Here is a 26,620-nt window from a genome sequence, read left to right on the forward strand (position 1 = left end):
TCGGTGGATACTGGAGGCAGATCTGCTGTGATTGCTATTCACTTCACATTTACCACCATGTTGCCATGATAAAAGCTCCCCATACAACCCATACTCGCGACAACCGCACCTCAAAAAGACTTCTGAGTAAGTCGCGTGGTGACGAAGCACATTTGCAACTTCTTCAGGACTTGCATACAGCCCATGAAGGCAAACCCTTCGTATTCAATGACGACCACTTGCGCCTGTTATACCTGAGCCCGGAATGTATGCAGAGCGCAATGCGTCTGGATGCCCCTGAACGGCTGATCTGCGGCTATTCGCAGGTGATGATGGGATTCCTGCTATTAAATCCCACACCTCGCCATATCATCCTGGTCGGTCTGGGTGGTGGCTCGCTGGTCAAATACTGCTATCGCTATTTGCCTGACTGCCGCATTACGGCAATCGAGATCAATGCCGATGTGATTGTATTACGCGATCAGTTCCTGATACCAGCGAATGATGAGCGCTTCTGCGTTATTCATGCCGATGCGCTGTCCTGCCTGACCTCTATGCAATCGGAGTCCGATGTGATTTTGATCGATGCATATGATCAGCATGGATTAGTTCCTGCCCTGAATACTGCCGAGTTTTATCAAGATTGTTATCGCAATTTACGCTCTGGCGGAATCTTGGTCAGTAACGTGGGCGGCAAACCCAGCGTGCTGGCTCCCATGCTGAGTCGCTTACGACAGCAGTTTGCACGACAGGTTTGCTGGATCAAGTCACCAGATAGTTATAACCTGATTGTCTTTGCCATCAAAGAATTTCCTCATGCCATAGAAAAACTAAAAACAAGCCTGATGAAGCAAACAGAATACCCAGAACTCACCCTGACTCAGCTCCCATCACTGATGCATCATATCGATCTGATCAATGACGATGGCGAAATACCCGCGTTACTGAATGATTTACGTCATCTGTTGGTCGAAGACCCAAAAGTGCCACAAAGTTATGCAGCGTGGAAAACATACGTACTTGCCTGAAAGACTTTTTGTTGTCGGATCGGATAATTTCTGGCAAGCTTTCCTACACCGATCATTGCGCCGCAGAAGCGCTGGCAACAGCTTTGGAGAAATAAGCCATGTATGATGAAAACGATTTTTTTGCCATATCAAAATTCTTAAAACTAGGTGTCAAAATCAGTTTCAAAAATCCTATGGGACAAAATCCGATATTCCACACCAGTTTCCCCAATCCCAAAGGCGGCATGGTGACTATCGACGAAAAAAATTTATATGATGTGGAAAGAAAATTACGCAGCCTGATCGGCAGCGATGTTCCAGTAAAAACAAAATTATCACCATTTGTTTATCTGGGAACGAATTTCCGTGGGCTGTTATATTGCACCAAAGGTTCGAACGAATATGTTGTACAAGAAACGCACGACCTGTTCGGTACCGAATCAAAGCGTGTTGTTCGTCAGGCCGATAGTTTTTTACAATTACTGAGTTGATACGGTCAGTCTCTGCGGGTTTTATCACTCAGAAGTGTATATTTGGTATGTCTTAGCGTCGAATGAAAGGCTAGCAGCGACGATACAACGCAATGCATCAATCGCTTACAGGTCAACGCCACAGATCAACCGATTGCGCTTAATACCAGCGCCAATTCCGTACGGGTTTCCTGCATCAGAGCTTCAATATTATCCGCATCAATCTGCAACGTTTTTAGGGCATGCGGGACATTATCCCAGTCCAGATCATGGATGGATTCGTTGACAAAGTGGGCATCGAGATAATCGGCGGCAGCCACAACGTCGATCAGTGTCGGACGTCCACCCTGGCTGACAGGATAGTCTTTATGATCAAGCACTGCAGAACGGATATCGTCAGCGATTTCCCAGTCCTCCAAAATAGCAGCTCCGATACTGGCGTGCCATTGATCAATCAGATTCCACAATAACTGCTCGGAAGAAAATAATTCGCGGTAATGATGAGCGCGATTGAGTATGTAAAACTTACCTATGTCATGCAGCAAACCTCCCAGCATCGCTTTATCTGCACTCAGCTTGGTGAAATTACGTGAGATCACCATCGCCAAGGCGGCCACACGCAGACTTCGACGCCATAGCCCGTCCATCTGGCTGGTCAGATTGCCGTTATATTTATTCTCGGCCAACTGCTTCATGCCGATGGAAATCGCTATGTTGCGAATAGCAGCAAAACCCAGTAACAAGGTCGCCGAGCGTAAATCGCTGATTTTACGACCTTGAGGATTAAATGAGGAAGAGTTACTGAGATGCAAAACCTTGGCAGACAATACTGGTTCGGTGCCAATAATTCGCGCAACCATCTCGGTAGAAATATCAGGGTTACTTAGTGCCTTGCGGATTTTCATGGTGGCACTTAAAGAAGTGGGAAACACCAACTTCTTCGCCGACAGCTCCGCTGTAAAATCTTCAATGAAAGCAAACTCGGCTGATTTATCTCTGTGCATAAGGATATCGCCACCGGGGCTGTTGTACACTGATTATGGAATGCTGCTTCAGGCTGCAAAGATTGAACTTCGTCGTTATTGCAGCTTGCGAAGATAACCTGTGCAGCATTACTTCTTGGCATTATTGATTTACTATCGCGGGTTTCAGTTTGTCTTCTGTGACTGATCATGCGGCAATCAGTCATCAGGATAAACTAAAACAAGAAGCACTGTCCGTGAAATGCGCTATTTTCAATACGCAGCACTTCGGCAAACATCAACGATAGAGATTAATGGCATCACGGGTTTCTTGCGCTACGCGTCTTGCTGCAGCTGTATAAGTTTCGCCCGGCTGGGTTGTGGCATACAAAATGGCTCTGGAAGAATTGATCATCATCCCGGTACCACTCGCTGTTTTACCCGCCTGTACTGTTGCAGCAATATCTCCGCCCTGTGCGCCTATACCTGGCACAAGCAAAGGCATATCACCAACAATGCTGCGAACTTGCGCCAGTTCATTCGGGAAAGTTGCTCCAACTACCAGAGCGCATTGTCCACTGGTATTCCATTGATCAGCGACCAACTTTGCCACATGTTGATATAAGGGTTTGCCAGCCACATCCAGAAATTGCAAATCAGATCCGCCAGCATTCGATGTTCTGCATAACACAATGACACCTTTGTCTTTCCATTCCAGGTACGGTGCGACAGAATCAAAGCCCATATACGGATTGACGGTCACAGCATCTGCCGCGTAGCGCTCAAATGCTTCACGCGCATATTGTGCTGCTGTCGCCCCAATATCACCGCGTTTTGCATCTAATATCACAGGAATATGCGGATATGCGGATTTAATATAGCGGCAAATAGCTTCTAACTGATCTTCGGCACGTAAGGCCGCAAAATAAGCAATCTGCGGTTTAAACGAACATGCCAGGTCTGCCGTTGCATCAATAATTGATTTACAAAATTGATAAATCGCATCAGGCTGCGTAAGCAATTCAGCAGGAAAACGACTGATATCAGGATCCAGCCCGACACACAATAAAGAATCATTGTCGCGCCATGCGGCAGAAAGTTGTTCGATAAAATTCACAGCACACCTCAATCAATTGGCATGGCTCACCATGCGGAAGTCCGAGATTATACCGTGCTGCCTGCTCGCATTTCTATGCAACACAGACACATCTCAGAAGAGATTTGATTAAGCTCGTCGGGCAGATGATAATCTGTATCCCGTTGTATTCACTTGCTAAGCATCGCCATGAAAAAAAATTCAACAAAAAACACTGACTTGCTGGCACTGGATAATCAGTTTTGTTTTGCACTCTACTCCGCTTCTTTGGCGGTGACTAAAACATATAAGCCCTTGCTGGATGCTCTAGGGCTTACCTACCCGCAATATCTGGTCATGCTGGTGCTATGGGAACATGATGATATTCTGGTGAAAGATATAGGTAATGCCCTGTTTCTTGACTCCGGCACGCTGACACCGTTACTGAAACGTCTTGAATCCGCTCAATTAGTAGTACGCCAACGAGATAAAAATGACGAACGCCAAGTCAGGATCACATTAACGACTGAAGGTCTGCAACTGAAAAAAGCGGCACAAAATATACCGCCGCAAATCATGTGCGCCAGCAAACAATCAGCAGACACACTGATTGAGCTCCGCACGTTATTGTCTGCTCTCCGCGACGAACTACAATCCGCTTCGTAACAACTCCATATCGCTGCCTCAGTTCAGTATCTAATTTCACTATCAAACAGATAGACAAATACAATCAGCAATTAAATTGTACGCGATTTAATTGCGATATAGAATGATGACATCGACCTACAAATTAACTGGTCGCTTTTAATTTTCACAGGAGAGATTCATGCAAGTTCTTTACACTGCAAATGCGACAGCAACTGGTGGCCGTGATGGCCGCGCCGTTTCGAGTGATCGTCAACTGGAAGTGCAACTGTCAACACCAAAAGAATTAGGTGGCGCAGGCGGCACAGGTACTAATCCGGAACAATTATTTGCTGCTGGCTACTCTGCTTGCTTTATCGGCGCAATGAAATTTGTGGCTGCGGCTCAAAAACTGGCGCTTCCGGCAGATGTGTCGGTTCATGGTCAGGTCGGCATCGGTCCGAATGGTCAGGGTGGATTTGGCTTGCAAGTTGCGCTGAATATCTCCCTGCCGGGTTTGGATCGTGCTGTTGCCGAGGCGTTGGTACATAAAGCCCATGAAGTGTGTCCGTATTCGAACGCAACACGTGGCAATATCGAGGTTGCGATCAATTTGCTGTAATAGAAGATACAAAGGAAGGAGGCACAATAGGAAATTAGCTCCTTCCTCTCTTCAAGTTATTAAAATTGAGTAAATTTTAGCGTCATATTTGTGTCAATCGCAGAGTACTTGCAGCCGGTTTGTGTATGATCGTGGCATCAACACTGCTACTCTGAATATGATCGCTTATTTCAACCAACAACAAGTCCGCGGCAGTTTGGCGTACTCCCAACTGATTCCTGCGCTACGTCTTGCTTTTAGCGAAAAAAATGTCGCTCCTGCCAGGCATGTGCATACAGTTTCGGCAGAAAACAATACCAGCCTTTTATTAATGCCTGTATGGCAAGAAAATGCGCATGCGGGGGTCAAGCTGGTGACAGTTGCCCCGCATAACAAGCACGCACCTTCAGTGCATGCAATTTTCATCTTGTTCGACAGCGCAAGCGGTGTGCCGCTGGCAATCATGGATGGTGAAGAGTTAACGGCGCGACGAACTGCGGCCGCGTCCGCACTGGCTTCGGAGTATTTATCACGTACTGACAGCCGGCATTTATTAGTTGTGGGAAATGGCTCCTTAGCATCACATATGGCTGTAGCTCATTGCCAGACAAGAGCAATTTCTTCAATCACAGTCTGGGGGCGTTCTGTTGAGAAATCGATGCAGTGTGCGGCTGCAATACGTCACCATGTGGAACTTCCTTCGTCCGTTAAAGTGATTGCAGAGGAAAATTTGGAAGCTGCATGTGATGCCGCTGACATTATTTCTTGTGTCACAACCAGCAAAATGCCCGTCGTGCCTGGGAAATGGGTCCGCAAAGGAACACACCTGGATCTGGTTGGTGGTTTTAAGCCCGATATGCGCGAAGTTGATGACGAGCTGATGCGCAAAGCGATGGTGGTAGTCGATACCTACACCGGGGCAATGACGGAAGCGGGTGACATTCTGCAACCACTAGCCAATGGCAGCCTAGTCCGGGAATCCATTGTGGCAGAACTGGCAGACTTATGCGGGCAACGCCATCTTGGCAGAATAGATCATGAACAAATTACGGTATTTAAATCTGTAGGCAGCGCAGTTGAAGATTTATGCGCAGCCAATTTGGTGTGGAATGCTGCGCAGGCAGCCCCACACCAGACAATATGATTGCAGCAAATAATGAATCAAGGGCAGTAATCCAGACCCGCCATCAAACTCTGAACACCAGTTAATCCGCTTTGGGTCCACCACCCAGCAATACGGCCCTTCTCTGTGGCTTAGTGCCATTGCTGCTATTTGTGGCCGAGGATGCTTGCAACGTTGCCGGGTTAGCAGAAGAACTGGGTTCATATGGTTTCAAGAACCATGGATCAACTCTTTCTCTTGGTGGCATATAGCCTCTCGCAGGGCGCTCGGTGCGCTCGCTACGTTCTGCCCTATCACCGCCACCACTACGCTCTGTTTTTGTACGGTGTGGTGGGGCTACAGAAGCGGCAATAAAGCCTGCTAACTGCAAGCGTACGATTTTTTGCTTGATTAATTTTTCGATATCAACCAACAAACGCTCATCTTGCTCCGTGTGCAAGGAGATAGCATCTCCTTTGGCACCAGCACGGCCTGTGCGACCAATTCTGTGCACATAATCTTCCGCGTTATACGGTAGATCGTAATTAATCACACATGGCAACTCAGCGATGTCCAGGCCTCGAGCCGCCACATCTGTTGCCACTAACACTTCGACCTCACCTTGCTTGAAGGCCTCCAGCGCTGCCATACGTTCAGATTGAGATTTATCGCCATGGATAGCAGATGCTTTCACGCCTTGCTTGACCAAATGCACGGCCAGGCGAGAAGCGCCGATTTTTGTATTCGAAAAAACGATGACCTGCTTTAAACCACGTTCACGGATAATAAAAGATACCGCATCACGTTTTTCATCCTCTGCCACTTTATACAGAATCTGAGTCACATTTTCAGATGTCGCGTTACTACGCGCAACCTCAATCAATTGAGGATCGGACAGAAAACTGGCAGCAAGTTTTTTAATTTCTGGCGAAAATGTCGCCGAGAACATCAGATTCTGTCTCTTTTCCGGTAAGAGATTAATAATTCTCTGCAAATCCGGCAAAAACCCCATATCCAACATACGATCAGCCTCATCCATCACCAGAATCTGGGTCTGCGACAAATTGATCGATTTTTGCTGCACATGATCAAGCAAGCGTCCTGGTGTTGCGATCACAATCTCTACACCGGAGCGCAATATCGCCGTTTGCGGAGCCATATCAACGCCGCCAAATACTACTGTAGAGCGCAAAGGTGTAAAGCGAGAATATGCTTTAACGTTATCGGCAACCTGATCAGCAAGCTCACGTGTCGGCGTCAGAATCAATGCCCGTACCGGATGTCTTGCAGGTGATGCGCTGCTACTCGCATGCTCCAGCAAACGCTGAATAATTGGCAAGGAAAAACCAGCCGTTTTTCCAGTTCCTGTCTGAGCAGCGCCCATGACATCACGCCCTGTCAAAATAACAGGAATTGCCTGAGACTGAATCGGAGTTGGATGGACGTAACCTTGTTCTGACAAGGCACGCAAAATTTCAGCTGACAAGCCAAAATCTTCGAACTTCACCGATGCGGCAGGTTGTTCGGAAATAGGTAAATTCGGGGACGTTATTTCAGTCATGATGAGTGGTGGGCCTCCCGTGAGTCGAACACGGTACCAACGGATTATGAGTCCGCTGCTCTAACCAACATGAGCTAGAGGCCCAATTCTTTCTGCAAGCTTTGCCTGCTTTAATCTGAAGTTAATCCAGGGTTGGAAAAATACATCAGTTATTGCAGGTAAAGCCAGATGCCAGCACCTGCAATATGTCACATCAAACAACCGATGCAACACTATGAACGGGCACCAAAAAAAATCAGCGCCCATTGTATAACATTAATTACCTTCGAGGAAGCTTTTGAGCTTATCTGAACGCGATGGATGACGCAATTTACGCAAAGCCTTTGCCTCTATTTGACGGATTCGCTCACGTGTCACATCAAATTGCTTGCCAACCTCTTCCAGAGTGTGGTCCGTGGACATTTCTACACCAAAACGCATACGTAATACTTTAGCTTCACGTGGTGTGAGTGAATCCAAAACGTCTTTTACTACATTTCGCATTGATGCATGCAAAGCGGCATCAGCCGGCGCCAACGTATGGTTATCTTCGATGAAATCGCCCAAATGGGAATCATCATCGTCACCTATCGGCGTCTCCATCGAAATCGGCTCTTTCGCAATCTTCATGATCTTGCGGATTTTATCTTCCGGCATTTCCATTTTGATTGCCAATGTCGCCGGATCAGGCTCTACACCTGTTTCTTGCAAAATCTGACGTGAGATACGATTCATCTTATTAATCGTTTCTATCATGTGCACAGGGATCCGGATAGTGCGCGCCTGGTCTGCGATAGAACGGGTGATGGCTTGACGTATCCACCATGTTGCGTAAGTTGAGAACTTATAACCGCGGCGATATTCAAACTTATCCACGGCCTTCATCAAACCAATGTTACCTTCCTGGATCAGATCAAGAAATTGCAAACCACGGTTCGTATATTTCTTGGCGATGGAAATGACCAGACGTAAGTTGGCTTCCGTCATTTCCCGTTTCGCACGGCGAGCCTTCATTTCTCCGGCAGACATACGTTTATTAATTTCACGCAAATCCGGCAGAGGCAACACAACTCGCAATTGCAAATCGATTAATTTCTGTTGCAACTGCTGTACTGTGGGGATATTACGCCCCAGAATCGCGCTATACGAATGTCCGGAATTCACTTCACCTTCAACCCACAATAAATTCGTTTCATTCCCTGGGAAGACTTTAATGAAATGAGAACGCGGCATACCACAACGGTTCACGACCACATCTAATATCTGCTTCTCGACATGGCGAACTTCATCGACCTGCCCACGCAGGGTATCGCATAGTTTCTCGACAACTTTGGCAGTAAAACGAATACCTAATAACTCGTTAGAAATCGCTTCCTGCGCCTTTACGTAGGACTTCGAGTTGTAGCCTTCTTTTTCAAAGGCCTTACGCATCTTGTCAAAATTGGAAGAAATAACATCGAATTTGGCAAGCGAGTCGCGCTTGAGCTGCTCTAACTGTTCAGCAGAAATGGCCGCAGCACCAGCTGCACCGCCGTCATCTTCCTCATCCTCTTCTTCGTCTTCTTCTTCATCCTCTTCTTCAGAATCTTCTTCTGCTGCAACAGCAACGACCGCAACAGGAGCGGAGTCTTCAGATGCATTGGGATCAACCAAACCATCGACGATTTCATCAATCTTGATTTCATCAGCAGAAATTCTTTCAGCTGCTGCCAGAATTTCTGCAATCGTCGTAGGACATGCCGAGATAGCCTGAATCATATCTTTCAGGCCTTCTTCAATTTTTTTGGCGATGACGATTTCGCCTTCGCGCGTCAACAATTCAACCGAACCCATTTCACGCATATACATGCGCACTGGATCAGTAGTACGACCAAAATCAGAATCAACCGTCGATAAAGCGGCTTCTGCAGCAGCTTCCACTTCATCATCATCGGTGGTGACTGTCACCACATTATCCGACAACAACAAGGTTTCAGCATCAGGCGCTTGCTCGTAGACAGCCACGCCCATATCGTTGAAAGTGCCGATAATGCCTTCAATTGCTTCTGGATCAACAACGTTTTCCGGCAAATGATCATTGATCTCTGCAAAAGTCAGATAACCGCGATCCTTACCAAGCTTAATCAGTGTTTTTAATTTCTGACGGCGACGCTCAAGCTCTTCTTCAGTGGCTTCCGGGTCAGAAGAAAACGCATCTTTCAACAGCGCTTTTTCTTTTGCTTTACGATCTTTTGCCTTGGCTTTATCAATCGCCTTCATCTCGGCACGTTCGACCGCATTCAATGCCGCGATCTCTTCGTTTTCCGGCTGATATTCTTTAGGCTTGCGTCCGCGACGACCCGGCACCTTCACGCCCGGCAACACGTATCCTGAAGTATCAATGGCAGCAAGTACCGCAGCATCGGTAGTCTGGCTGACCGTTGGTGCAGACCCTGTCTTGATTTCTTGCACCTCTGGCGCTGCTTTCGCTGAATTCTTAGTTGGCTTAGTCACTGTCTTTGAATCGGATTTATTAATGGTCACAGAAGCTTTCGATGGTGCAGATGCCAGAGATTTCTCTTGCGGCTTATCTACAGATACATTCTTTTGCTTAATCGCTGTTTGAGGAGCAACTACTTTCGCAGATGCTTCATTCTTTTTTGCTACCGGCACAGCCTTGGCTACTGCTTCTTTACGAGTAGTCGTTTTTTCAGATTGTTTTTTGTCTTTTTTCACATCTTTGGGCACTGATACCGTTTTCAATGCCACCGACGAACGCACCGATGTTTTTTTAACTGGACTGACTACTGGCTGAACTTCAGCTACTGCTGATGTCTTTGTGGCCGTTTTTGCCGCCGTCTTTACCACTTTGGTATCTTTTACAACATTACCCTTCGCTCCCGACTGCGGGCTAGCCTTTGCGCTGACAGGAGCTATTTTAGGAGCGGTTGCAGGTCGAGCAGGTTTTGCTGCAGACGCAGTGGCCGCATCTTTAGATGCTTTTACAACAACAGTCTTCGCCTTTACAGGCTCAGGAATTTTCGCGGGTTTCTTCATTGCGCTAGCCATTGAATCAAACCATCCGGAACTGAAGAAGTCGCTGGCACGGCGCAGGCAATCAACAGATCAGCATTGTCTATTTACAAGCCATTACCACGCTTTTTTGCTACAGACTTCCCAAGTCTCAGTGCCAGTGTTTTGGGTTACTCGGAGGAGCACTACACTCACCTAAACAACACATTCGGCTTGAACGCTCAGTGCTTCAGCCAGAATGAAACAACCTAAGACCTTGAATTGAAAGCTTTTAATTATACCATGCCCGACATGCATTCTCCAGACCACAAGGCCGTACAAGGTCAATTAAGTGAATAAAAATTAAGCAACGAAATCCCTTAACGCTGTGCGGCTTCTAACTCTGCTTGCTTACGCAAACCCTCCTGCAACTGAAGAATTTCCCGGTAACGCGCAACAGCCAGAGGATCTCGCAAACCACCGACGACCAATGCATCCAGCTCGCTACGCAATACCTGCAGCCGGACCTGGCGAATAGCCCCCGCCAACTCAAGCCTGACGACATCCAACTCACTTTCGGTTTGCTCTGCAACCTCAGCAATCAAGGCATCAAAATCGGAACCACTCTGGCGCAGGCGATCTGCCAAAGCGGCAAATTGTGCGGATTCACCCATTTCCTGCGCAAACTCAACCAACTGCGCCAACATCGCCGCACCATCGGGAGCCAGCACAGCTGCTGCAGCCAGAACCTCACCATCCAACATGGCGGATAACGAAGGATGCGCCACCAGAATCCGCATAATTTGCCTCTCCAGCCCCACTGGCGCATTACGCCGCGACTTGGGAGGTGCCAGTTTATGGCGGGCAACCGGCTGCACAAGATCGAACAAAGTCTCAATTTCTGCTGGCGTCGTTTGCGTCAATTGCGCCAGATGACGCACTATTTGCAATCGCAACCCTGAAGCCGGCATCAGCTGCAACAGAGGTTTCGCATCAAATTGAGTTTTAGCACGACCTTCAGCCGAATTCAAATCATTATCACCAACCACTTCGCGCACCAAGAATTGCGACAGCGGCATCGCATCCCTGACTTCCTGATCGAAAGCATCTGCGCCAAACTCCCGAATAAAACTATCAGGATCATGCTCGGCAGGCAAAAACAGGAATTTAATGACTTTATCATCATTGATGTGCGGCAGACAGGCATCCAATGCACGGCGAGCCGCACGACGTCCAGCGGCATCACCATCAAAACTGAAAACTACATGATCTGTCTGGCGTAACAGTTTTTGAACATGCGTTGAGGTACAGGCAGTCCCCAGAGTGGCAACAGATTGAGGAAACCCCATTTGCGCCAACGCGACGACGTCCATATAACCTTCAGTCACCAACACATAACCCGCTTCCCGTATTGCCTGACGGGCTTCAAACAAGCCATACAATTCAAGGCCCTTCTGAAATAAAGGCGTTTCAGGGGAATTCAGATACTTTGGTTCTCCCTGCTCCATGATGCGCCCACCGAAGGCAATCACTTGTCCTTTTGTATTGCGGATCGGAAACATGACGCGATCGCGAAAACGATCATACCTTTTTCGATGTGCGCCATCGTCATCCGTCTTATCGATGACCAGACCAGCTTCCACCAGCGAGGGTGCGGCGTAATCCAAAAATACAGAACGCAAACCATCCCAGGCATCAGGCGCAAACCCCAATCCGAAGCGGGCGGCTATTTCACCTGTCAGGCCACGCTTTTTCAAGTAAGCAATTGCCTGCGGTGCGCCTCTCAACTGCTGCTTGTAATAGTCACTCGCTCTGGTCATCACATCAGACAATGCCAGACTTTTGGCCTGCACCTCAGCCCGCTGCGCAGGTAAAAGCCGATCCTCTTCGGGAACGATCATGCCGTTGTTCTGCGCCAAATCACGGATGGCATCAACATAACTGAGGCCAGAATATTCCATCAAAAACCCAATGGAACTGCCGTGCGCGCCACATCCAAAACAGTGATAAAACTGCTTAGTGGGACTAACGGTGAAACTAGGAGATTTTTCGTTATGAAAAGGACACAAACCCATGTAGTTTGCGCCCCCTTTTTTGAGCTGGACGTATTTACCCACCACGTCGACGATATCAACGCGGGCCAATAAATCCTGAATAAAGCTTTGCGGTATCAAATGATGATGCCTGAAATGCCAATCAGATCAGCACAAGTGCTTATCGTGATAATGCAGCCTTTACCAGACCAGATACTTTACCCATATCAGCCCGCCCAGCCAGTTTGAGCTTGAGCACATCGATCACTTTACGCATATCCTGTGGACCTGCCGCACCCGTTTCGGCAACAGCAGCAACCACCGCCGCCTGCACTTCTTCATCACTGAGTGCCGCTGGCATATACGCGGACAACACTGTCAACTCTGCTTTCTCGATATCAGCCAGGTCCTGACGCCCACCAGCCTCAAACTGAGCAATAGAATCTTTCCGCTGCTTGATCATTTTCTCTATGATAACCAGAATCATGGCGTCATCCAGCTCAACGCGCTCATCGACTTCTTTCTGCTTCATAGCAGCAGTCAGCAAACGGATCGTTCCCAGCTTGCCTGCTTCTTTGGCGCGCATGGCGGCTTTCATATCATCGGTAATTTGATCTTTTAAACTCATTTTTGACCCCGGAACTGATTCAGATAAAAATAACAAAGCCCGCTGCGGCTGACCGGAGCGGGCATGCAAAACCTAAGCAACTAACTGAAGCAACCTGATCTTAACGATCAAGCAGTGCATCAGATTAGTACATTTTCTTAGGCAATTGCTGACTACGAATGCGTTTGTAGTGACGCTTAACTGCTGCTGCCAGCTTGCGCTTGCGCTCTGCAGTTGGCTTTTCGTAGAACTCGCGAGCGCGCAATTCGGTCAACAGACCGGTCTTTTCGATAGTGCGCTTGAAGCGGCGCATGGCGACTTCGAACGGCTCGTTTTCTTTAAGGCGAATTGTGGTCATGTAAGTTCAAACCAATTGAAAGATTATAGGAAGACAGAGATATTAACAGGAAATTCTGATTATTGGAAGAACACTGATTAAATTTTACGCAAAAATGTATATTCACGTGAAAATCAGTCTTCAGAAATGCCTGTCAACGTCCGAAAAAATACAGAAAAATGGGGAGTATAGGCAAAAAATTGCCATGTACACTTTAATTTTAAAGCGGGAGAAAAATATACTCCCCCATGTATTAATCTAATCTATACGTTCTAACTAAAATACAACAAATGCTTTTTCTGTCAGATCGCATTGCCTGCGGCGCTGCCGGAGGCCCAGGCCCATTGAAAATTATATCCACCAAGCCAGCCCGTCACATCCACTGCTTCGCCAACAAAATACAGGCCGGGAACTTTATTAGACATCATGCTTTGCTGTGACAATTCTTTTGTATCTACACCGCCACGCGTGACCTCGGCTTTGCGATAGCCCTCAGAACCATTCGGCTGTAGCTCCCATCGATTGATTTTATCTGCCAGATCGCGCAAACGCTTATCCGGCATATCCGCAATGCGGCTATCGCCCTGTATCTGGTGCGCTGCCAGTAAACCGTCCACCAACCTGGCAGGTAAATACTGTGAAAGGTAGTTTGATATATTTTTCTTGCTCGTCGTTTTTGCCTCAATAAGCTCCTGCGCCAAATCGTTTTCAGGCAACAAATTAATTCGGATTGAGGTGCCGGGCTGCCAAAAACTGGAAATTTGCAGCACCGCTGGACCAGACAAGCCTCGATGAGTAAATAACAAGTCTTCACGAAATACCATTTTCTGCTTCTTTTGACCGGTCTCGATGTCGACTTCCAGTGAAATGCCCGCCAGCGCCACGAAAGGCTGCCAGGCTGCAGCATCAAATGTCAGGGGAACCAACGCAGGACGAGGATCAACCAACTTCAAGCCGAACTGGCGCGCAATCTGATGCGCAAAATCCGTAGCGCCTATTTTGGGTATCGACAAACCACCCGTGGCGATCACAACATTCAGTGCGGTGATATCCCCTTGCGCGGTGGCAATAGTGAAGCCTGATGCGTCTTTTTGAATACCGCTGACGGCACAAGGCATGCGCCATTGTACTTTTCCACTGTCGCATTCTGCTTTGAGCATACGGATAATGTCTTCAGCACTATCGTCGCAAAACAGCTGACCTTTATGCTTTTCATGCCAGGAAATTTGATGCCGCTTGATCAGCGCCAGAAAATCCTGTGATGTATAGCGAGACAAGGCGCTTTTACAAAAATGCGGATTATCCGATAAAAAATTCGCTGGTCCAGCGTGTAAATTCGTGAAATTACAACGCCCACCGCCAGAAATACGGATTTTTTCCGCCAGGCGACTCGCATGATCAATCAATACGACGCGCTTACCGCGTTGCCCGGCAACCGCAGCACACATCATGCCGGCTGCACCTGCGCCGATCACAGCAACATCAAATTGTTTGCTCATACTAAACCTTCCTGAAAATGGAGGCGAGATTGTATAGGATTGGCGACACAATCCCCTTATCCACCTCATGCCGCGCCATAGATTGTCGGAAACAAGCATCCTCCGACATCAATTTGCCCTTTTTTGATGCACGTATTGGCATCGCCATCGTGACTCAAAGATTTTCCTGCTCGTAAGCAAAACAGCAATGTATTTGGGAAATATCGACGCATGCTGTTTGAAATTCACAACAATTTATACTAATTATCGTATTCCACGATCACCGCTTTTAAGTAATTCTTGACTTGCCCCACACAAGAAGAGATAACGGATTTGCAATGACGCAAACGATTGCGCCGCTCTGTAATAAAAGCAGTCCGGGTGCGCCATCACTACCCAGTCATGCTGCACTTGCACCAATCCATGCACCATAATGGATTTTGTCTGATATCACTTCTTCGGGAACTATGACATGCGAAAAATCACCTCTCATCCTGTGCTTAATAGCACAAGCAAAACGCTGATTGCACTGGCAGTCGCCACTGCATTCCCCATGCACGCAGCATGGGCGCAAGAAGCCAAGCCAGAAACAGCAAAAAATACAACGCAGCTAGAAACGGTGATCGTGACCGCCAACCGTCGCGCTGAAAACATCAAAGAAGTACCAATGTCGATTACCGCCATCAAAGGCGAAGCGCTGGATACTTACAATGCCAGCGGTCAGGACATTCGCTTCCTTGCTGCCCGCGTGCCCAGCCTGAATGTTGAATCTGATTTCGGTCGCTCTTTTCCGCGCTTTTATATCCGCGGCCTTGGCAATACTGATTTCGACCTGAATGCATCACAACCCGTCGGACTGGTGTATGACGACGTGGTTCAGGAAAGCCCGATGCTCAAAGGTTTCCCAGTATTTGACGTTGATCAGGTAGAAATATTACGCGGCCCACAAGGAACGCTGTTTGGTCGCAACTCTCCTGCTGGCGTCTTGAAATTTGACTCTGCCAAACCAACACGTCGTCTGGAAGGCTATGGCAGTGTCGGCTTCGGCAACAACAGTGCGTTGAATCTGGAAGGTGCAATTAATATTCCGCTCAATGATGCATGGGCGATGCGTTTCTCAGGACAAGCGCAAAGCCGGGATGATCGCGTGACGAATCCGCGCAGCACAGGAACCAAAACACTGGAGGGATATCACGACAATGCAGCACGTCTGCAATTACTGTACAAAAATGGAAATTTCAGCGCTCTGCTGAATGCACATGGCCGCGACATGGCAGGCAATGCCACCTTATTCCGTGCCAATATCATCCAGAAAGGTACGAATGAACTGGTTCCTGGCTTTGACTATGCCAATTACCCAACCGATGGCATCAATCGCCAGACCCTCACGTCCTCCGGTGCCAGTGCGCGCTTGCGCTGGGATCTGGATGGCATCAGCCTGCATTCCATTACCGCCTACGACAAAGCAAAGTTCTATAGCCGCGCAGACGTTGACGGTGGTTTCGGTGCCTCATTTGCATCACCGATGGGCCCAGGATTTATTCCATTCCCGGCAGAAACAGCAGATGGCATGCCTTACCTGAGGCAAGTCACACAAGAATTCCGCGTGGAATCCAATACCAAAGACGCCCTGCAATGGATCGGTGGCTTGTACTATTTCAGTGAAAACCTGCAAGTTGACAGCTTTGACTATAATTCTCTGGGCGGCAATGTACAGGATGGCTATGCCGTACAGCACCAATATGCCAAATCCTACGCAGCATTCGGCACCCTCAATTATGCTGTCAGCGATCAGTTGAAATTACGCGGCGGTCTGCGCTATACCAGTGATAAAAAAGACTTTGATGCTCAGCGTCAATGGACACCTGGCAATCCACAAAGTGCAGGTGGCACGCCAGTACTGCGCGCTAATCCATCGGCAAGCAATGTCAGTTGGGATCTGGGCGCGAATTACACACTGGATAAACAGACCTCGCTGTTCTTCCGTGCAGCTACCGGCTATCGTGCACCAAGTATTCAGGGTCGGATTTTGTTCGGCGACTCAATCTCCGTGGCAAACTCTGAAAAAACATTGTCTTTTGAAGCCGGGATTAAAAAGGACCTGTTCGACAATACTGCGCGTATCAGTGCCACCGTCTTTCAATACACAGCAAAAGACTTGCAGCTGACAGCTGGCAGCGGTGCGGTGAACCAGAACAAACTGGTCAATGCGGATAAGGCAACCGGACAGGGTTTTGAACTCGATTTGCAGGCAAACCTGAACCGCAACTGGAAAACCACCGTCGGTATCAGCTATAACGACACACAAATCAAAGACCCTGGTTTATTTGTCGCAACCTGCGGCAACGGCTGTACGGTCACGAATCCACTCGGACCTTTCGCCGGTACTGCAGCAATCAATGGCAACCCTTTACCGCGTGCACCTAAGTGGGTAGGCAATTTCTCACTGCGTTATTCGACTCCGATCGCAGAAGGCAATCTGTACGCCAGCACAGACTGGGCTTACAAAGATACTTACAATATGTTCCTGTATGAAGCCAAGGAATACAAAGCAAAATCACTGCTGGAAGGCGGATTGCGGATCGGCTATACATGGGCAGATGGGAAATATGAGCTGGCAGCATACGGTCGCAATATCACGAATAAGCAACAAGTCATTGCGGCAATTGATTTCAATAATCTGACTGGTATCCTGAATGAACCTCGCAGTTACGGTATTCAATTCAAAGCCAATTTCTGATTGGTAGATGAAATAAAATAAAAAATGCACGGAACTGATATTCCGTGCATTTTTTTTGCCTGATCAACATTCCCCGTTAACTCAAACATTCGTTGGCCCACTCATTTAATCAGCAGCTAAGGACTAGCGACGAGATATTAGATAGAACAGGAGTGCATGAGTAAATACATGGATTAATACATGAGTAAATACATGAATTAGTACATAAGCTAGTAAATAAGTTAGTCAATAAGCTAGCGCAGGATTTAGCGCAAATTTAAACAGGATTGGTCACTAACCCAGCGCACATCTATGCTGCCTCCCGCTCCCTGACCAATTTTGCCACCATCACACAATGTTCGACCTGATCGGCGATATTTTTAGGTACAGGAATTTCACCAGACAACACAGACTCAATCCAGCAAGCTGTTGTTGCAGCATCCAGTGCATCCGGTGTATCGGCAACAGCACCAATAATCGACGCTTGCGTCTGTACCAGCGTGGTTGATTCGCCCGCATGAAACCAGTCAATTTGCTGCGCACGTCCAGTGCTGGCAACGGTTTCACCTTCGGTTCCCCGCATCAGAAACACATCACCGCTTTCATGCTGGGTATGATGACTAAAATAATGTTGCAGCATCGTGAAATACTCGGGATGCGTGTAGGAAGCCAGTCTGAGGGCGGCGTGTTGAAAAGGCTGCAGTAATTTGACGAGTGTATGTGTGGAATTGCGCACACCCAGTACACGACGCATCGACAGTAATCTTGCCATCGCGGGCGACAATACATCAATCGCCATGAAAGACACCTGGCCTTGCTGCATCTGTTGTTCCGCATGTACAACGTGTGCAGATAATGGATGCTGCATCACTTCAAAAATCTCTGCCGTCGTTACCCTGCCCGCATCATGCAACACGCCATGAACCAGCACAGGCACGCCGCGCCGCGCCAGCAGCAATGCCAGCAGCGGCGTTAAATTGGCCTTCTTGCGGGCGCCGTTATAACTAGGAATCACCACTGGGGCAAACTGAGCGCCTGATGGTGCGTGTAATGGCAATACAAACTCTTTTGCCGCGCGTAAAAAGCCAGCAATCTCATCTACCGATTCCCCCTTAATACGCATGGACAATAAAATAGCCCCCAGCTCCAGATCAGAAACCCTGCCGTCTAACATCGCGGCATACAACATTTGCGCATCGTCACTGGACATACTGCGGGCACCATCTTTACCACGACCGATTTCTTTAATAAAACGCGCCGCCGCCAGTGGCTCCTTATGAGGTGATGCTATACATTGGGTCATATTGATTCATCTTTTAAAGTAAGGAAAGTACCGTATTCCATTCTTCTGGCGTGACCGGAGTAATGGATAAGCGACTGCCTTTCTGTAACACCTGCATTGTGGATAATGCCGGAATTGTTCTGAGTTCAGCCAGACTGAGTAAGCGGGTTTTACGAATAGCCTTGATGTCCACCATCATCCAGCGCGGATTTTCTGGTGATGCTTTAGGGTCAAAATAGTGGCTGGAGGGATCAAACTGCGTATGATCGGGATAAGCTGTACTCGCCACTTCAGCCAATCCGGCAATGCCTGGTTCGACGCAACTGGAATGATAAAAAAGGACGCCATCCCCGTTGGTCATCGCATCGCGCATGAAATTACGCGCCTGATAATTACGAACACCAAACCACGGCGTTACTTTGCTTTTCAAGGCATCGTCAATGCTCACTTCGTCGGGTTCGGATTTCATTAACCAATAAGCCATCGCCATGAACCATTGAGAGATAAGAAAACGAAATTGTCGCATATTTACGCGGTATCACGCTGGTCTGCCAAGAACAGGACAAGAGGTAAAAATATGACGCCAGACAATCTGGTCACTTCTGACTCTGAATAACAGGAAACATGCACATCATTCAGCCGCAGAGCGATTTGTCTTGCGAAGGCAAAAAATAATAAAAAAACGGCTGTCGCAATGACAGCCGTTTCAGAAGAAGTCCCCACCGATGCCGCTATGCCGGCATCCTGAACCTAACGGTTCAAGTTGGCCACAGTCAATCCAATTTCGGGCTCATCGGACTAGCGACGCTCACACCTATCAGACTATGTTCCACGGCCTATGCACATAAATGGTTCAAGGAATATATGACATTGGCGAACACGGCAGGGAATTAAAGTTTACTCCTAACGGAAATTTTCACAACAACTATTTTGATTAAATTAAATAATCCATCTGAAAATTAAAATAGATTCTCTTGCGGCGTCAATGCGCTGTCGAGCACCTGATGCATATCGCTGATTTTTTGTTTCACTTCCGCCAGAGATAAACCTGCCAGTGGACCTTCCGGTGATTTTGTCGCCAACAACTCTGTCGTCATGCCCAAGGCGGCCATCACCGCAATTCTGTCATTGCCTTTGACTTTGGCTACATCACGGATGGTGCACATTTTGTGATCAAGATAGGCAGCAGCCTCGCGCAAAGCACGATCTTCCCCCTCTTTGCAGGCGAGTTTGTAATTTTGCCCCATGATGATCACGTCAACCTGAATCGTTTTCAGCTCGCTCATACTGCCTCCTCGTCATCAGTGGTGTTTTCGACCGGTAGCTGAGTCAGCAACACGGCCACACGGTCATGGGCCTGTTGCATACGTTGTTGCATCTCCAGATTTTGCGCTGTCAGTGTCGCCATTTCATGACGCAAACCCGCATTTTCTATGCGCAAGGCCTGCGTGAGCGCTGCGAGCGCCGCCACTTTATCAGAGAGTAATTCGAAATCAGAAATCATTATATCGGTGTAGTGAGATTGGATCAGGGTACATTGCGCTGGATGTCATACTACGTATTTCATCAAATGCCCTGATCCTTTTATTATACGAGGAAAAATTCGGTCAAAGCATTTCTACCAAGTGACCGCTGGCTAGAATCAAGGCCGCTCTTGTCCGTTTATCTGCAAAAATATCACTAATCGCAGCCTGATATGTCTGTAATTGTGTCAAATATATATCTTTCTGCCCTGGTAGTAATTGTCGTTTGTAGTCGAGTATCCACACTTCCTTCTCAAAAACAACGACCCGATCGAGTCTGATCAGTTGATTCCCCTGCAACACATCCATCTCGTTTCTGGCATACAAATACTGGGCGGGATTAAAAAATCGTTCCAGTGCTTTATTGCCAAAAATCTGCGTAGCCTGCTGATGCACGACCTGCGCAATGCTGCTGGCACATGGCAGCCAGGCAGCAATCGACTCCGGCTCAGGCAATGTCAGTGGCCATACTGACGATTGATTGCTCAGGCGTTCCATCAATGCGTGCAAAGCAATCCCTTCAAGCTGCTCATCTGTTTGACTGACAACCGGCTGCGCCTGAAGCGCCATGACAGGGGGCTGAAAACACTGCAACGAAAATTCTGTATTGACGATGGCGAATTCCGACATCGCAATCACAGGCGGAGCGGCTTCTTCGACCATGGCCAGCGTGTCGTACCAGCTTGGTGAAGAAGATTTTCTACCGTTGTGTACCCCGCTGAGAATGAATAACTGCTTGGCGCGGGTAATGGCAACGTACAGTAAATTCCAATTTTCCTGCGTTGCTTGTTGCTCATCCTGTTCAAATAGCAGATCACGCGCGGCACCTCGCTGATCTTTTTTTTCAAAAACAGAAAAATGAGGTGATTCATCGGGCGATAAAGGCCATTGGCACAAAATACCCACACGGTCCTTCATCGATTCACTGTGGTTCGCATCGAGCATGACAACCACTCTCGCTTCCAGACCTTTGGCACTGTGTATGGTCAGAATACGCACGGCATCCGCCGCGCTATCTACCGATGACTCGTCAGGTGTGTCGCCATCTCCTGCTCGTTGCAGAGTATGTAAGGCAGCAATAAATTTAGGCAGACTGGGATAGCGCCCTGCATCCATATTCAATGCCAGTTCGGTAAAAGCGCTGATATTGCCAATCACTTGATAACGCTGTGCCGCTGATGCAGATTGCGCATAACGCTGAATAACCTCTCCCTGATGCAAAATCTGATCGAGTAAATCATGCACCGGCAAATGATGCGCAGCCGCCATCCATGACTCCAGCAGCCGTGCGGCGCGGCACAGGGATGGGAAAACATCTTCTTGGGCAGTAGCCTGAAGACGTTTCCACCAGGCAGTCTCTGATCGCTGCGCGAGATAAATCAAATCGTCATCAGTGCATCCCATCAACGGTGATTTCAGCACATGGGCAAGGGAGCGATGATCGCCCGGCGTGATCAGAAAATTCAACAATGCAATCAAGTCGAGTATTTCCAACGCCTCCAGTAATCCTCCACGACGGCTGGAAACAAAAGGAATACCCGCTTCGCGCAATGCCTTCTCATAGGCAGATAAATGCGTGCGGCGCTTGACCAGCAACATCACATCTGACCACCTGAATTTGCCATCCAGTGTCTGTTTTCGCACGTCAAGCAAGGTCAGGGCAACTTGCTGACCTTCAATATACCTGAGCTGATTTTCCTGCTCCTCCAGCGGTGAGGTCAGAGGATTACGCAAAGGAAAACGTGATGCAACTTCTGTCGTTTCGTTTTGTGACGCGCTCTGTTCAGTCACCAGTGGAAGCCGCCAGACTGCGCCGACGGACGATGATCCCGTGGTCTGGGCTTTAAACAATGGATTATGTCCGACCATTCCCTGATTCAGCATATCCACAATCGCTGGCGCATTCCGACGCGTCTGATTCGTCCGCAACACCACGGCACCACGCTGTGCCAGCATTGCGGATGCGGTGGTAAACACACGTGGTTCAGCACGGCGAAAACGATAAATCGATTGCTTGGGATCGCCAACAATAAACACGCTCGGTTGCGTCGAGTCATCGCCATAGGCTTCCAGCCAGGCTTGCACAATACCCCATTGCAATGGATTCGTATCCTGAAATTCATCCAGCAAAATATGCTTGTAACGCGCATCCAGGCGACTATGCAGGTAGGCCGCAAATTCTTCATTCTTAAGCAGACGGTATGCTTGCCATTCAAGATCAGCAAAATCAAACACTCTTTGCTCAGCCTTCAACAACTGATAACAATCGAGATATACCTGCCCAACGCGGAATAAAGCTTGATTCAGCTGTACTACCCTTTTTTCCTGACTACGCCGCTGCAATTGCAACAGGGTTTGTACGATGGCTGCGCACTCGTCTTCAAAAGCCAATATCTGATTAGCGCCGAGATGTGTTTCGATTGATGCTATCAGGGCTTTGACTTTGATATTGTGCGAACGTGGACTACCTGTACTGCCGATCAATCCATCACACAGCAATTCAAAACTGTCCAATGAAGGCCCTTCGCTAAGTCCCCGTTCTATCTTGACTGCATTGGTTTGATTTGGCTTAGAACCCTGTCCCAGAATACGTGCCAGCAAACTGATTCTGTTATACAAGGTGGCATCATTCCAGAGCGAAAGCCGGGCATCGGCATGCAGGTCGTTGCCGCATAATTCATGCAGCCACGTCAACGGTGCATCCTCACCGTCAAACTGGGTTGATGCCCACCATTCCGCACGCTTATCCAGAAAGGCATCGAGCATGGCTCGTGTATTAAAATCACCTACCTGATCATACAAAAATAACAGTGATTGTCGTGTTTCATCGTAATCAGTTTGCGACAGTTTTTGCATCAACTGACCGTATGCCTCGCGCTGCAATTCTGCGGTCGTCTCGGTCAAACTAAAACCATGCGGAACACCCGATGCCAGCGGTGCCAATTGCAGCAAGCGTCCAAACCAGCTATGAAACGTATCCATGGCAAGCGTTTGTGGGCTGGATAAAACACGTTCATACAAACTGCGTGCCAATGGCAGCAACGCGGGTAAATCCTGAGTGCGCACGCCTCTTTCCAACAACAATCCGGATGCCGTGGCCTGATCTGCAAGTGCTAATGTGTGCAACAGCTCCATCAGCCGCTCGCGCATTTCCTGTGCCGCCTTGCGGGTGAAAGTAATCGCCAGCAATTCTGCCGGCGCCGCCCCTGCCAGCAACAGGCGCAACATTCGAGATACCAGCAACCAGGTTTTACCACTACCGGCGCAAGCCTCTACCACCACACTATGATGAGGATCACAAGCGGCCGCAGTGAATTGTTCTGCCCTGACTGCTTCTTCATTCAACTCGTAAGCAGCAGAGTGCTGATTGACTGCGTGATTGAGGGCGGTACTCATGACCACGCTCCTTTACGGCATAATCCCCGCATATCACAATACTGGCAGGCAGTTTCCACACCATGCGCGGGCAATGCTGCTCCCTGCTGAATTGATTGCATACTGTTGCGTATTGATTCCGCCAATGCAGTAGTCCACAGATCAAAGTCTGCGGCATCAATATGTCCGGTTTTTTGTTGCGACAATTCGAGTGCAACATAACTGGCGGCCTGCACAGGATGCTCACTCAACAAACCATAAAATGGCAATTGATGGTCTTCTCCATCCAACAGGCGACGGCGCAGATCAAGAATATTTTTTGTCTTGTAATCAAGTACAGCACGCTCATCATCTGCATTTTTATCAATACGATCAATACGACCGCGCAATCTGATCTGTCCGCCATCCCAGGTCAAATCTTTTTCACACCAGAGTTCACCAATTTCAAACTGCCAGCCGTCAAGCTGACGTTGTTCCACCCATTGAATATATGCAGGAATCACTTTTTTCCAACGAACGCTATATGCCAATGCCGATGGACTTTGCCGAAGCACTTCCATAAAAAAACCATCCGATATCTGATGTAACAATGGCTCTTTTTCTGCATCAGGATGAAGTGATAACTGATCGTGAAATAATTTCAGAATGGCATGTAGCCAGTCGCCGTAATCCCGTTTTTCCGGCATATCGGACAACTCATCCAACGCGTTCAGGCGTAACATGCGACCCGCAAAAAATTGATATGGACACACCACCAGGCTACCGTATGCGCTGGCAGATAATGCCTCCGGTAACAAATCAGGCGCGCTGGGCGCTGGCTGAGTCACAGACATAACCTGTAATTTGAGTGAGGTCACATCGGTTGCATGCGTTACCAGCGCGGCCTCACCAGTACGCTCCAGAGTCAGGTTCAGTTGCGCAATCCAGGGGCTGACCGGAAGATGCTCACCATTCATTGAGCCTTGCCATGACAACACGACCACCGGGTTGGACAATAACAATTCCGCAAAATCTCTGAGTTGTTGACACTGTCTACTCTCACGTGTTGCAAGTCCGCATTCACGTCGTACAGCATTCGCAAAAAATAAAATCTCCGGTGGCTGTGATGGCAAATGCGCAGCATCGGCACCGACCAGCAAGACAGCATCAAAACAACGTAAACGCGCGCCATTTAATGGCAACATCATCACTCGCTTATCAATATGTGTTGAAATAAAAGGGGTGCTCTCCATTTGCAGATTAACGAAAGCACGCCATTCGGCAAATGAAAACGTGATGTCCATCCCGCTACAATCTTCCTGCAATGCCTGTAGCATCTGTATCAACTGGCTACCGGCAGTATCTTCCTGCAAAGCGTTATACATCGATAATTCATAAAAACTCTGCAAGCTCGTTGCACTCCATGCCGATAAACTACGACGCTCAACAAAATTGGATGCCTGACGGGCGATACCCGCTAACCAATTTGCCGCATGCGCTGCATCTGCGTGCCTGTTCAGCGCGCTCAAAACAGAAGACCAGCCTCCTAACACATTAGAGCGCCGCACAATCAGTTCAATCTGCATTACCAGATCGGCTTTATTCAGTTCAGTGTCTACGGATTTAACCTGAAGATAAGGAGACTTGATTAAATCCAGCAAAGCGATCGTATCGGCACGCGTAGTAATCACTTCAAACCACGCAGCGAATGCTGCTGCAGCACGCGTGGTGGATAATTTCCAACCAGTCTCATCCGCCACATAAATCTGCGCGCGCTCAAGCAGTGCCCTGATACGACGTGCGACAACCCTGTCCTGCGCAATGATGGCAACATTTTGCAAGCCATTCTGCAACCAGTCGATAATAGTCTGCGCACCTTGAACAGCTTCATCCTCTAATGAGTCTGCGTTATATAAGCGAATATGACTGATATCGACATATTCATTTAATACCTGCTGAACACCGGCTTCTGAGACTTCCTGCAAAGCAGGCCATGCATGGTAGTAAGGCTGCGGTATTGCCATTGCACGCCAATCCAACTGAACAGGTAACACCATGTCATGCTCAGACCAGGTACGCAAAAATGCGTTCTCCATCGTATCCGGTGCTGTCGGACTAATCCATACCAGCACACCTGTCGTATTTTTCGCCAGTTGTTGCAAGCGTTGATAGCGCTGTGCGGTAGGATCGCGCTCATCTAATTGGCTTTGCCATACCGACCAGACAAGTTGCGTTTCTTCCGATAATAAAGCCTGTGCGGGCGGTGGCAATTCGGCCAACGCAGAACGCCAGCCCTGCTCCATGGCGGCACGACTTTCTCCGGCAACTGGCAACATTGCCAGACTGAGTTCATCTGACAAAGTGAGTAAGGTTTGCGCTAGTGGTAAAACGTCGGTATTACGGCGCGCACTGAATAATTTTTTCAACCAGGCGTGCTGACGCAATTCTGCATACAGCCCCATCAGACGTTCACTGGCAGAACTGGCGCGTGGCATCTGCAGATCCGGCACCTGCATTTCCAACAAAGCGAACAGGGTATGTATGCGTGGAGGAATAAAGTTAGTTTGCAACTCATTCGCCAGCGCCTGCAACAACAGATGTGCATGTGCGAATGTTGGAACAATGATCTGTATCGCCGAATAATCCCTGCTTCCGATCGCAACCCATTTGTGCTTGCGTGTGGATAGCAGAAATCGCTTTGCAGTCAGCATCCAGAAATCAGAAGATGCAGAGATGAACTCTGGGGGAAGGAGCATAAAAGGAACAAATTTACCTGTTGGGCAATTATTCTATGCGACTGCTTCATGAAAATGTAGGTAAGCACCACACTTTTTTGAAAATAGGTTATCATCTGAAGAATAGCTAGGCACTTCTGACTCTTCGTTGGCATAGCTTGGGTGCTGCACATTCGATATCATTGAATTCGTGCCTGTCGC

The 26,620-nt window shown here is 48.2% G+C and carries 20 protein-coding genes, 1 tRNA gene and 1 other RNA gene; 6 read left to right on the plus strand and 16 right to left on the minus strand.

Annotated features, from left to right (window positions below; all coding sequences use genetic code 11):
- The first annotated feature begins 65 nt into the window (after window positions 1–65).
- Entirely contained in the window at window positions 66–1,007 is a 942-nt protein-coding gene (locus ACO0LB_RS08995; RefSeq protein ID WP_423048623.1) for a fused MFS/spermidine synthase, read from the plus strand.
- Window positions 1,008–1,105: 98 nt separating this feature from the next.
- Window positions 1,106–1,477 carry a hypothetical protein gene (locus tag ACO0LB_RS09000; RefSeq protein ID WP_423048625.1) on the plus strand — a complete coding sequence of 124 codons (372 nt, stop codon included), beginning with the start codon at window positions 1,106–1,108 and terminating at the stop codon, window positions 1,475–1,477.
- A 125-nt stretch (window positions 1,478–1,602) separates the two neighbouring features.
- Here ACO0LB_RS09000 and ACO0LB_RS09005 read toward each other — a convergent pair whose 3' ends face one another.
- A complete protein-coding gene (locus ACO0LB_RS09005; protein WP_423048627.1) occupies window positions 1,603–2,460 on the minus strand; it encodes an HDOD domain-containing protein in 858 nt (285 codons plus the stop codon).
- Window positions 2,461–2,716: 256 nt separating this feature from the next.
- Window positions 2,717–3,535 (minus strand): orotidine-5'-phosphate decarboxylase, encoded by an 819-nt coding sequence (gene pyrF, locus ACO0LB_RS09010; protein WP_423048629.1) that lies wholly within the window; start codon window positions 3,533–3,535, stop codon window positions 2,717–2,719.
- A gap of 168 nt (window positions 3,536–3,703) precedes the next feature.
- Between pyrF and ACO0LB_RS09015 the strand changes: the two genes are divergently transcribed.
- The 3 genes from ACO0LB_RS09015 to ACO0LB_RS09025 all read left to right on the plus strand — a co-directional run bounded on the left by ACO0LB_RS09015 (window position 3,704) and on the right by ACO0LB_RS09025 (window position 5,862).
- Window positions 3,704–4,159 (plus strand): MarR family winged helix-turn-helix transcriptional regulator, encoded by a 456-nt coding sequence (locus ACO0LB_RS09015; RefSeq protein ID WP_423048630.1) that lies wholly within the window; start codon window positions 3,704–3,706, stop codon window positions 4,157–4,159.
- A gap of 160 nt (window positions 4,160–4,319) precedes the next feature.
- Window positions 4,320–4,739 (plus strand): organic hydroperoxide resistance protein, encoded by a 420-nt coding sequence (locus ACO0LB_RS09020; RefSeq protein WP_423048632.1) that lies wholly within the window; start codon window positions 4,320–4,322, stop codon window positions 4,737–4,739.
- Between the two features lie 121 nt (window positions 4,740–4,860).
- Window positions 4,861–5,862 (plus strand): ornithine cyclodeaminase family protein, encoded by a 1,002-nt coding sequence (locus ACO0LB_RS09025; protein WP_423048634.1) that lies wholly within the window; start codon window positions 4,861–4,863, stop codon window positions 5,860–5,862.
- Between the two features lie 61 nt (window positions 5,863–5,923).
- On the opposite strand, the gene ACO0LB_RS09030 is transcribed toward ACO0LB_RS09025, so the two are convergent.
- From ACO0LB_RS09030 to ACO0LB_RS09060, 7 genes are all read right to left on the minus strand, one after another.
- A complete protein-coding gene (locus ACO0LB_RS09030) occupies window positions 5,924–7,381 on the minus strand; it encodes a DEAD/DEAH box helicase (protein WP_423048636.1) in 1,458 nt (485 codons plus the stop codon).
- Between the two features lie 6 nt (window positions 7,382–7,387).
- A tRNA-Ile gene (locus ACO0LB_RS09035) sits at window positions 7,388–7,465 on the minus strand.
- Between the two features lie 171 nt (window positions 7,466–7,636).
- On the minus strand, window positions 7,637–10,396 hold the full coding sequence (gene rpoD, locus ACO0LB_RS09040) for an RNA polymerase sigma factor RpoD (protein WP_423048638.1): 2,760 nt from the start codon (window positions 10,394–10,396) through the stop codon (window positions 7,637–7,639).
- A gap of 335 nt (window positions 10,397–10,731) precedes the next feature.
- Window positions 10,732–12,525, minus strand: a complete 1,794-nt coding sequence (dnaG, locus tag ACO0LB_RS09045; RefSeq protein ID WP_423048640.1) for a DNA primase — start codon at window positions 12,523–12,525, stop codon at window positions 10,732–10,734.
- Window positions 12,526–12,565: 40 nt separating this feature from the next.
- On the minus strand, window positions 12,566–13,012 hold the full coding sequence (locus ACO0LB_RS09050; RefSeq protein ID WP_423048642.1) for a GatB/YqeY domain-containing protein: 447 nt from the start codon (window positions 13,010–13,012) through the stop codon (window positions 12,566–12,568).
- A 124-nt stretch (window positions 13,013–13,136) separates the two neighbouring features.
- On the minus strand, window positions 13,137–13,349 hold the full coding sequence (gene rpsU, locus ACO0LB_RS09055; protein ID WP_005877634.1) for a 30S ribosomal protein S21: 213 nt from the start codon (window positions 13,347–13,349) through the stop codon (window positions 13,137–13,139).
- 281 nt (window positions 13,350–13,630) lie between these two features.
- Window positions 13,631–14,827, minus strand: a complete 1,197-nt coding sequence (locus tag ACO0LB_RS09060) for an NAD(P)/FAD-dependent oxidoreductase (RefSeq protein ID WP_423048644.1) — start codon at window positions 14,825–14,827, stop codon at window positions 13,631–13,633.
- Between the two features lie 451 nt (window positions 14,828–15,278).
- On the opposite strand from ACO0LB_RS09060, the gene ACO0LB_RS09065 reads away from it, so the two are divergent.
- Window positions 15,279–17,546, plus strand: a complete 2,268-nt coding sequence (locus ACO0LB_RS09065) for a TonB-dependent receptor (RefSeq protein ID WP_423048646.1) — start codon at window positions 15,279–15,281, stop codon at window positions 17,544–17,546.
- Window positions 17,547–17,835: 289 nt separating this feature from the next.
- Here the strand turns inward: ACO0LB_RS09065 and ybiB are convergent, their stop codons facing one another.
- The 7 genes from ybiB to ACO0LB_RS09100 all read right to left on the minus strand — a co-directional run bounded on the left by ybiB (window position 17,836) and on the right by ACO0LB_RS09100 (window position 26,440).
- A complete protein-coding gene (ybiB, locus tag ACO0LB_RS09070; RefSeq protein WP_423048648.1) occupies window positions 17,836–18,828 on the minus strand; it encodes a DNA-binding protein YbiB in 993 nt (330 codons plus the stop codon).
- Between the two features lie 13 nt (window positions 18,829–18,841).
- A complete protein-coding gene (locus ACO0LB_RS09075) occupies window positions 18,842–19,291 on the minus strand; it encodes an EVE domain-containing protein (RefSeq protein ID WP_423048698.1) in 450 nt (149 codons plus the stop codon).
- A gap of 228 nt (window positions 19,292–19,519) precedes the next feature.
- A non-coding RNA gene (ssrS, locus tag ACO0LB_RS09080) (6S RNA) lies at window positions 19,520–19,699 on the minus strand.
- A 67-nt stretch (window positions 19,700–19,766) separates the two neighbouring features.
- On the minus strand, window positions 19,767–20,093 hold the full coding sequence (locus ACO0LB_RS09085; RefSeq protein ID WP_423048649.1) for a cell division protein ZapA: 327 nt from the start codon (window positions 20,091–20,093) through the stop codon (window positions 19,767–19,769).
- A complete protein-coding gene (locus tag ACO0LB_RS09090; protein WP_423048651.1) occupies window positions 20,090–20,311 on the minus strand; it encodes a DUF904 domain-containing protein in 222 nt (73 codons plus the stop codon). The genes ACO0LB_RS09085 and ACO0LB_RS09090 overlap by 4 nt, the downstream gene beginning before the upstream one ends.
- 103 nt (window positions 20,312–20,414) lie before the next feature.
- Window positions 20,415–23,726: a UvrD-helicase domain-containing protein gene (locus ACO0LB_RS09095; protein ID WP_423048653.1), complete on the minus strand. Its 3,312-nt coding sequence runs from the start codon at window positions 23,724–23,726 to the stop codon at window positions 20,415–20,417.
- Window positions 23,723–26,440 (minus strand): PD-(D/E)XK nuclease family protein, encoded by a 2,718-nt coding sequence (locus tag ACO0LB_RS09100; RefSeq protein WP_423048655.1) that lies wholly within the window; start codon window positions 26,438–26,440, stop codon window positions 23,723–23,725. Before ACO0LB_RS09100 ends, ACO0LB_RS09095 begins: the two co-directional genes overlap by 4 nt.
- Window positions 26,441–26,620: the final 180 nt, after the last annotated feature.

The organism is Undibacterium sp. SXout7W (assembly GCF_049339385.1).
Classification (GTDB): domain Bacteria; phylum Pseudomonadota; class Gammaproteobacteria; order Burkholderiales; family Burkholderiaceae_D; genus Undibacterium.

Bases quoted from the DNA above. Each gene is read 5' to 3' on its own strand.
- ACO0LB_RS09095 (WP_423048653.1), bottom strand. From the start codon at position 23,726: ATGAGTACCGCCCTCAATCACGCAGTCAATCAGCACTCTGCTGCTTAC.
- ACO0LB_RS09030 (WP_423048636.1), bottom strand. From the start codon at position 7,381: ATGACTGAAATAACGTCCCCGAATTTACCTATTTCCGAACAACCTGCC.
- ACO0LB_RS09050 (WP_423048642.1), bottom strand. From the start codon at position 13,012: ATGAGTTTAAAAGATCAAATTACCGATGATATGAAAGCCGCCATGCGC.
- ACO0LB_RS09020 (WP_423048632.1), top strand. From the start codon at position 4,320: ATGCAAGTTCTTTACACTGCAAATGCGACAGCAACTGGTGGCCGTGAT.
- rpoD (WP_423048638.1), bottom strand. From the start codon at position 10,396: ATGAAGAAACCCGCGAAAATTCCTGAGCCTGTAAAGGCGAAGACTGTT.
- ACO0LB_RS08995 (WP_423048623.1), top strand. From the start codon at position 66: ATGATAAAAGCTCCCCATACAACCCATACTCGCGACAACCGCACCTCA.
- ACO0LB_RS09060 (WP_423048644.1), bottom strand. From the start codon at position 14,827: ATGAGCAAACAATTTGATGTTGCTGTGATCGGCGCAGGTGCAGCCGGC.
- ybiB (WP_423048648.1), bottom strand. From the start codon at position 18,828: ATGACCCAATGTATAGCATCACCTCATAAGGAGCCACTGGCGGCGGCG.
- ACO0LB_RS09085 (WP_423048649.1), bottom strand. From the start codon at position 20,093: ATGAGCGAGCTGAAAACGATTCAGGTTGACGTGATCATCATGGGGCAA.
- ACO0LB_RS09065 (WP_423048646.1), top strand. From the start codon at position 15,279: ATGCGAAAAATCACCTCTCATCCTGTGCTTAATAGCACAAGCAAAACG.
- ACO0LB_RS09005 (WP_423048627.1), bottom strand. From the start codon at position 2,460: ATGCACAGAGATAAATCAGCCGAGTTTGCTTTCATTGAAGATTTTACA.
- ACO0LB_RS09100 (WP_423048655.1), bottom strand. From the start codon at position 26,440: ATGCTCCTTCCCCCAGAGTTCATCTCTGCATCTTCTGATTTCTGGATG.
- ACO0LB_RS09015 (WP_423048630.1), top strand. From the start codon at position 3,704: ATGAAAAAAAATTCAACAAAAAACACTGACTTGCTGGCACTGGATAAT.
- ACO0LB_RS09075 (WP_423048698.1), bottom strand. From the start codon at position 19,291: ATGGCTTATTGGTTAATGAAATCCGAACCCGACGAAGTGAGCATTGAC.
- ACO0LB_RS09090 (WP_423048651.1), bottom strand. From the start codon at position 20,311: ATGATTTCTGATTTCGAATTACTCTCTGATAAAGTGGCGGCGCTCGCA.
- ACO0LB_RS09000 (WP_423048625.1), top strand. From the start codon at position 1,106: ATGTATGATGAAAACGATTTTTTTGCCATATCAAAATTCTTAAAACTA.
- rpsU (WP_005877634.1), bottom strand. From the start codon at position 13,349: ATGACCACAATTCGCCTTAAAGAAAACGAGCCGTTCGAAGTCGCCATG.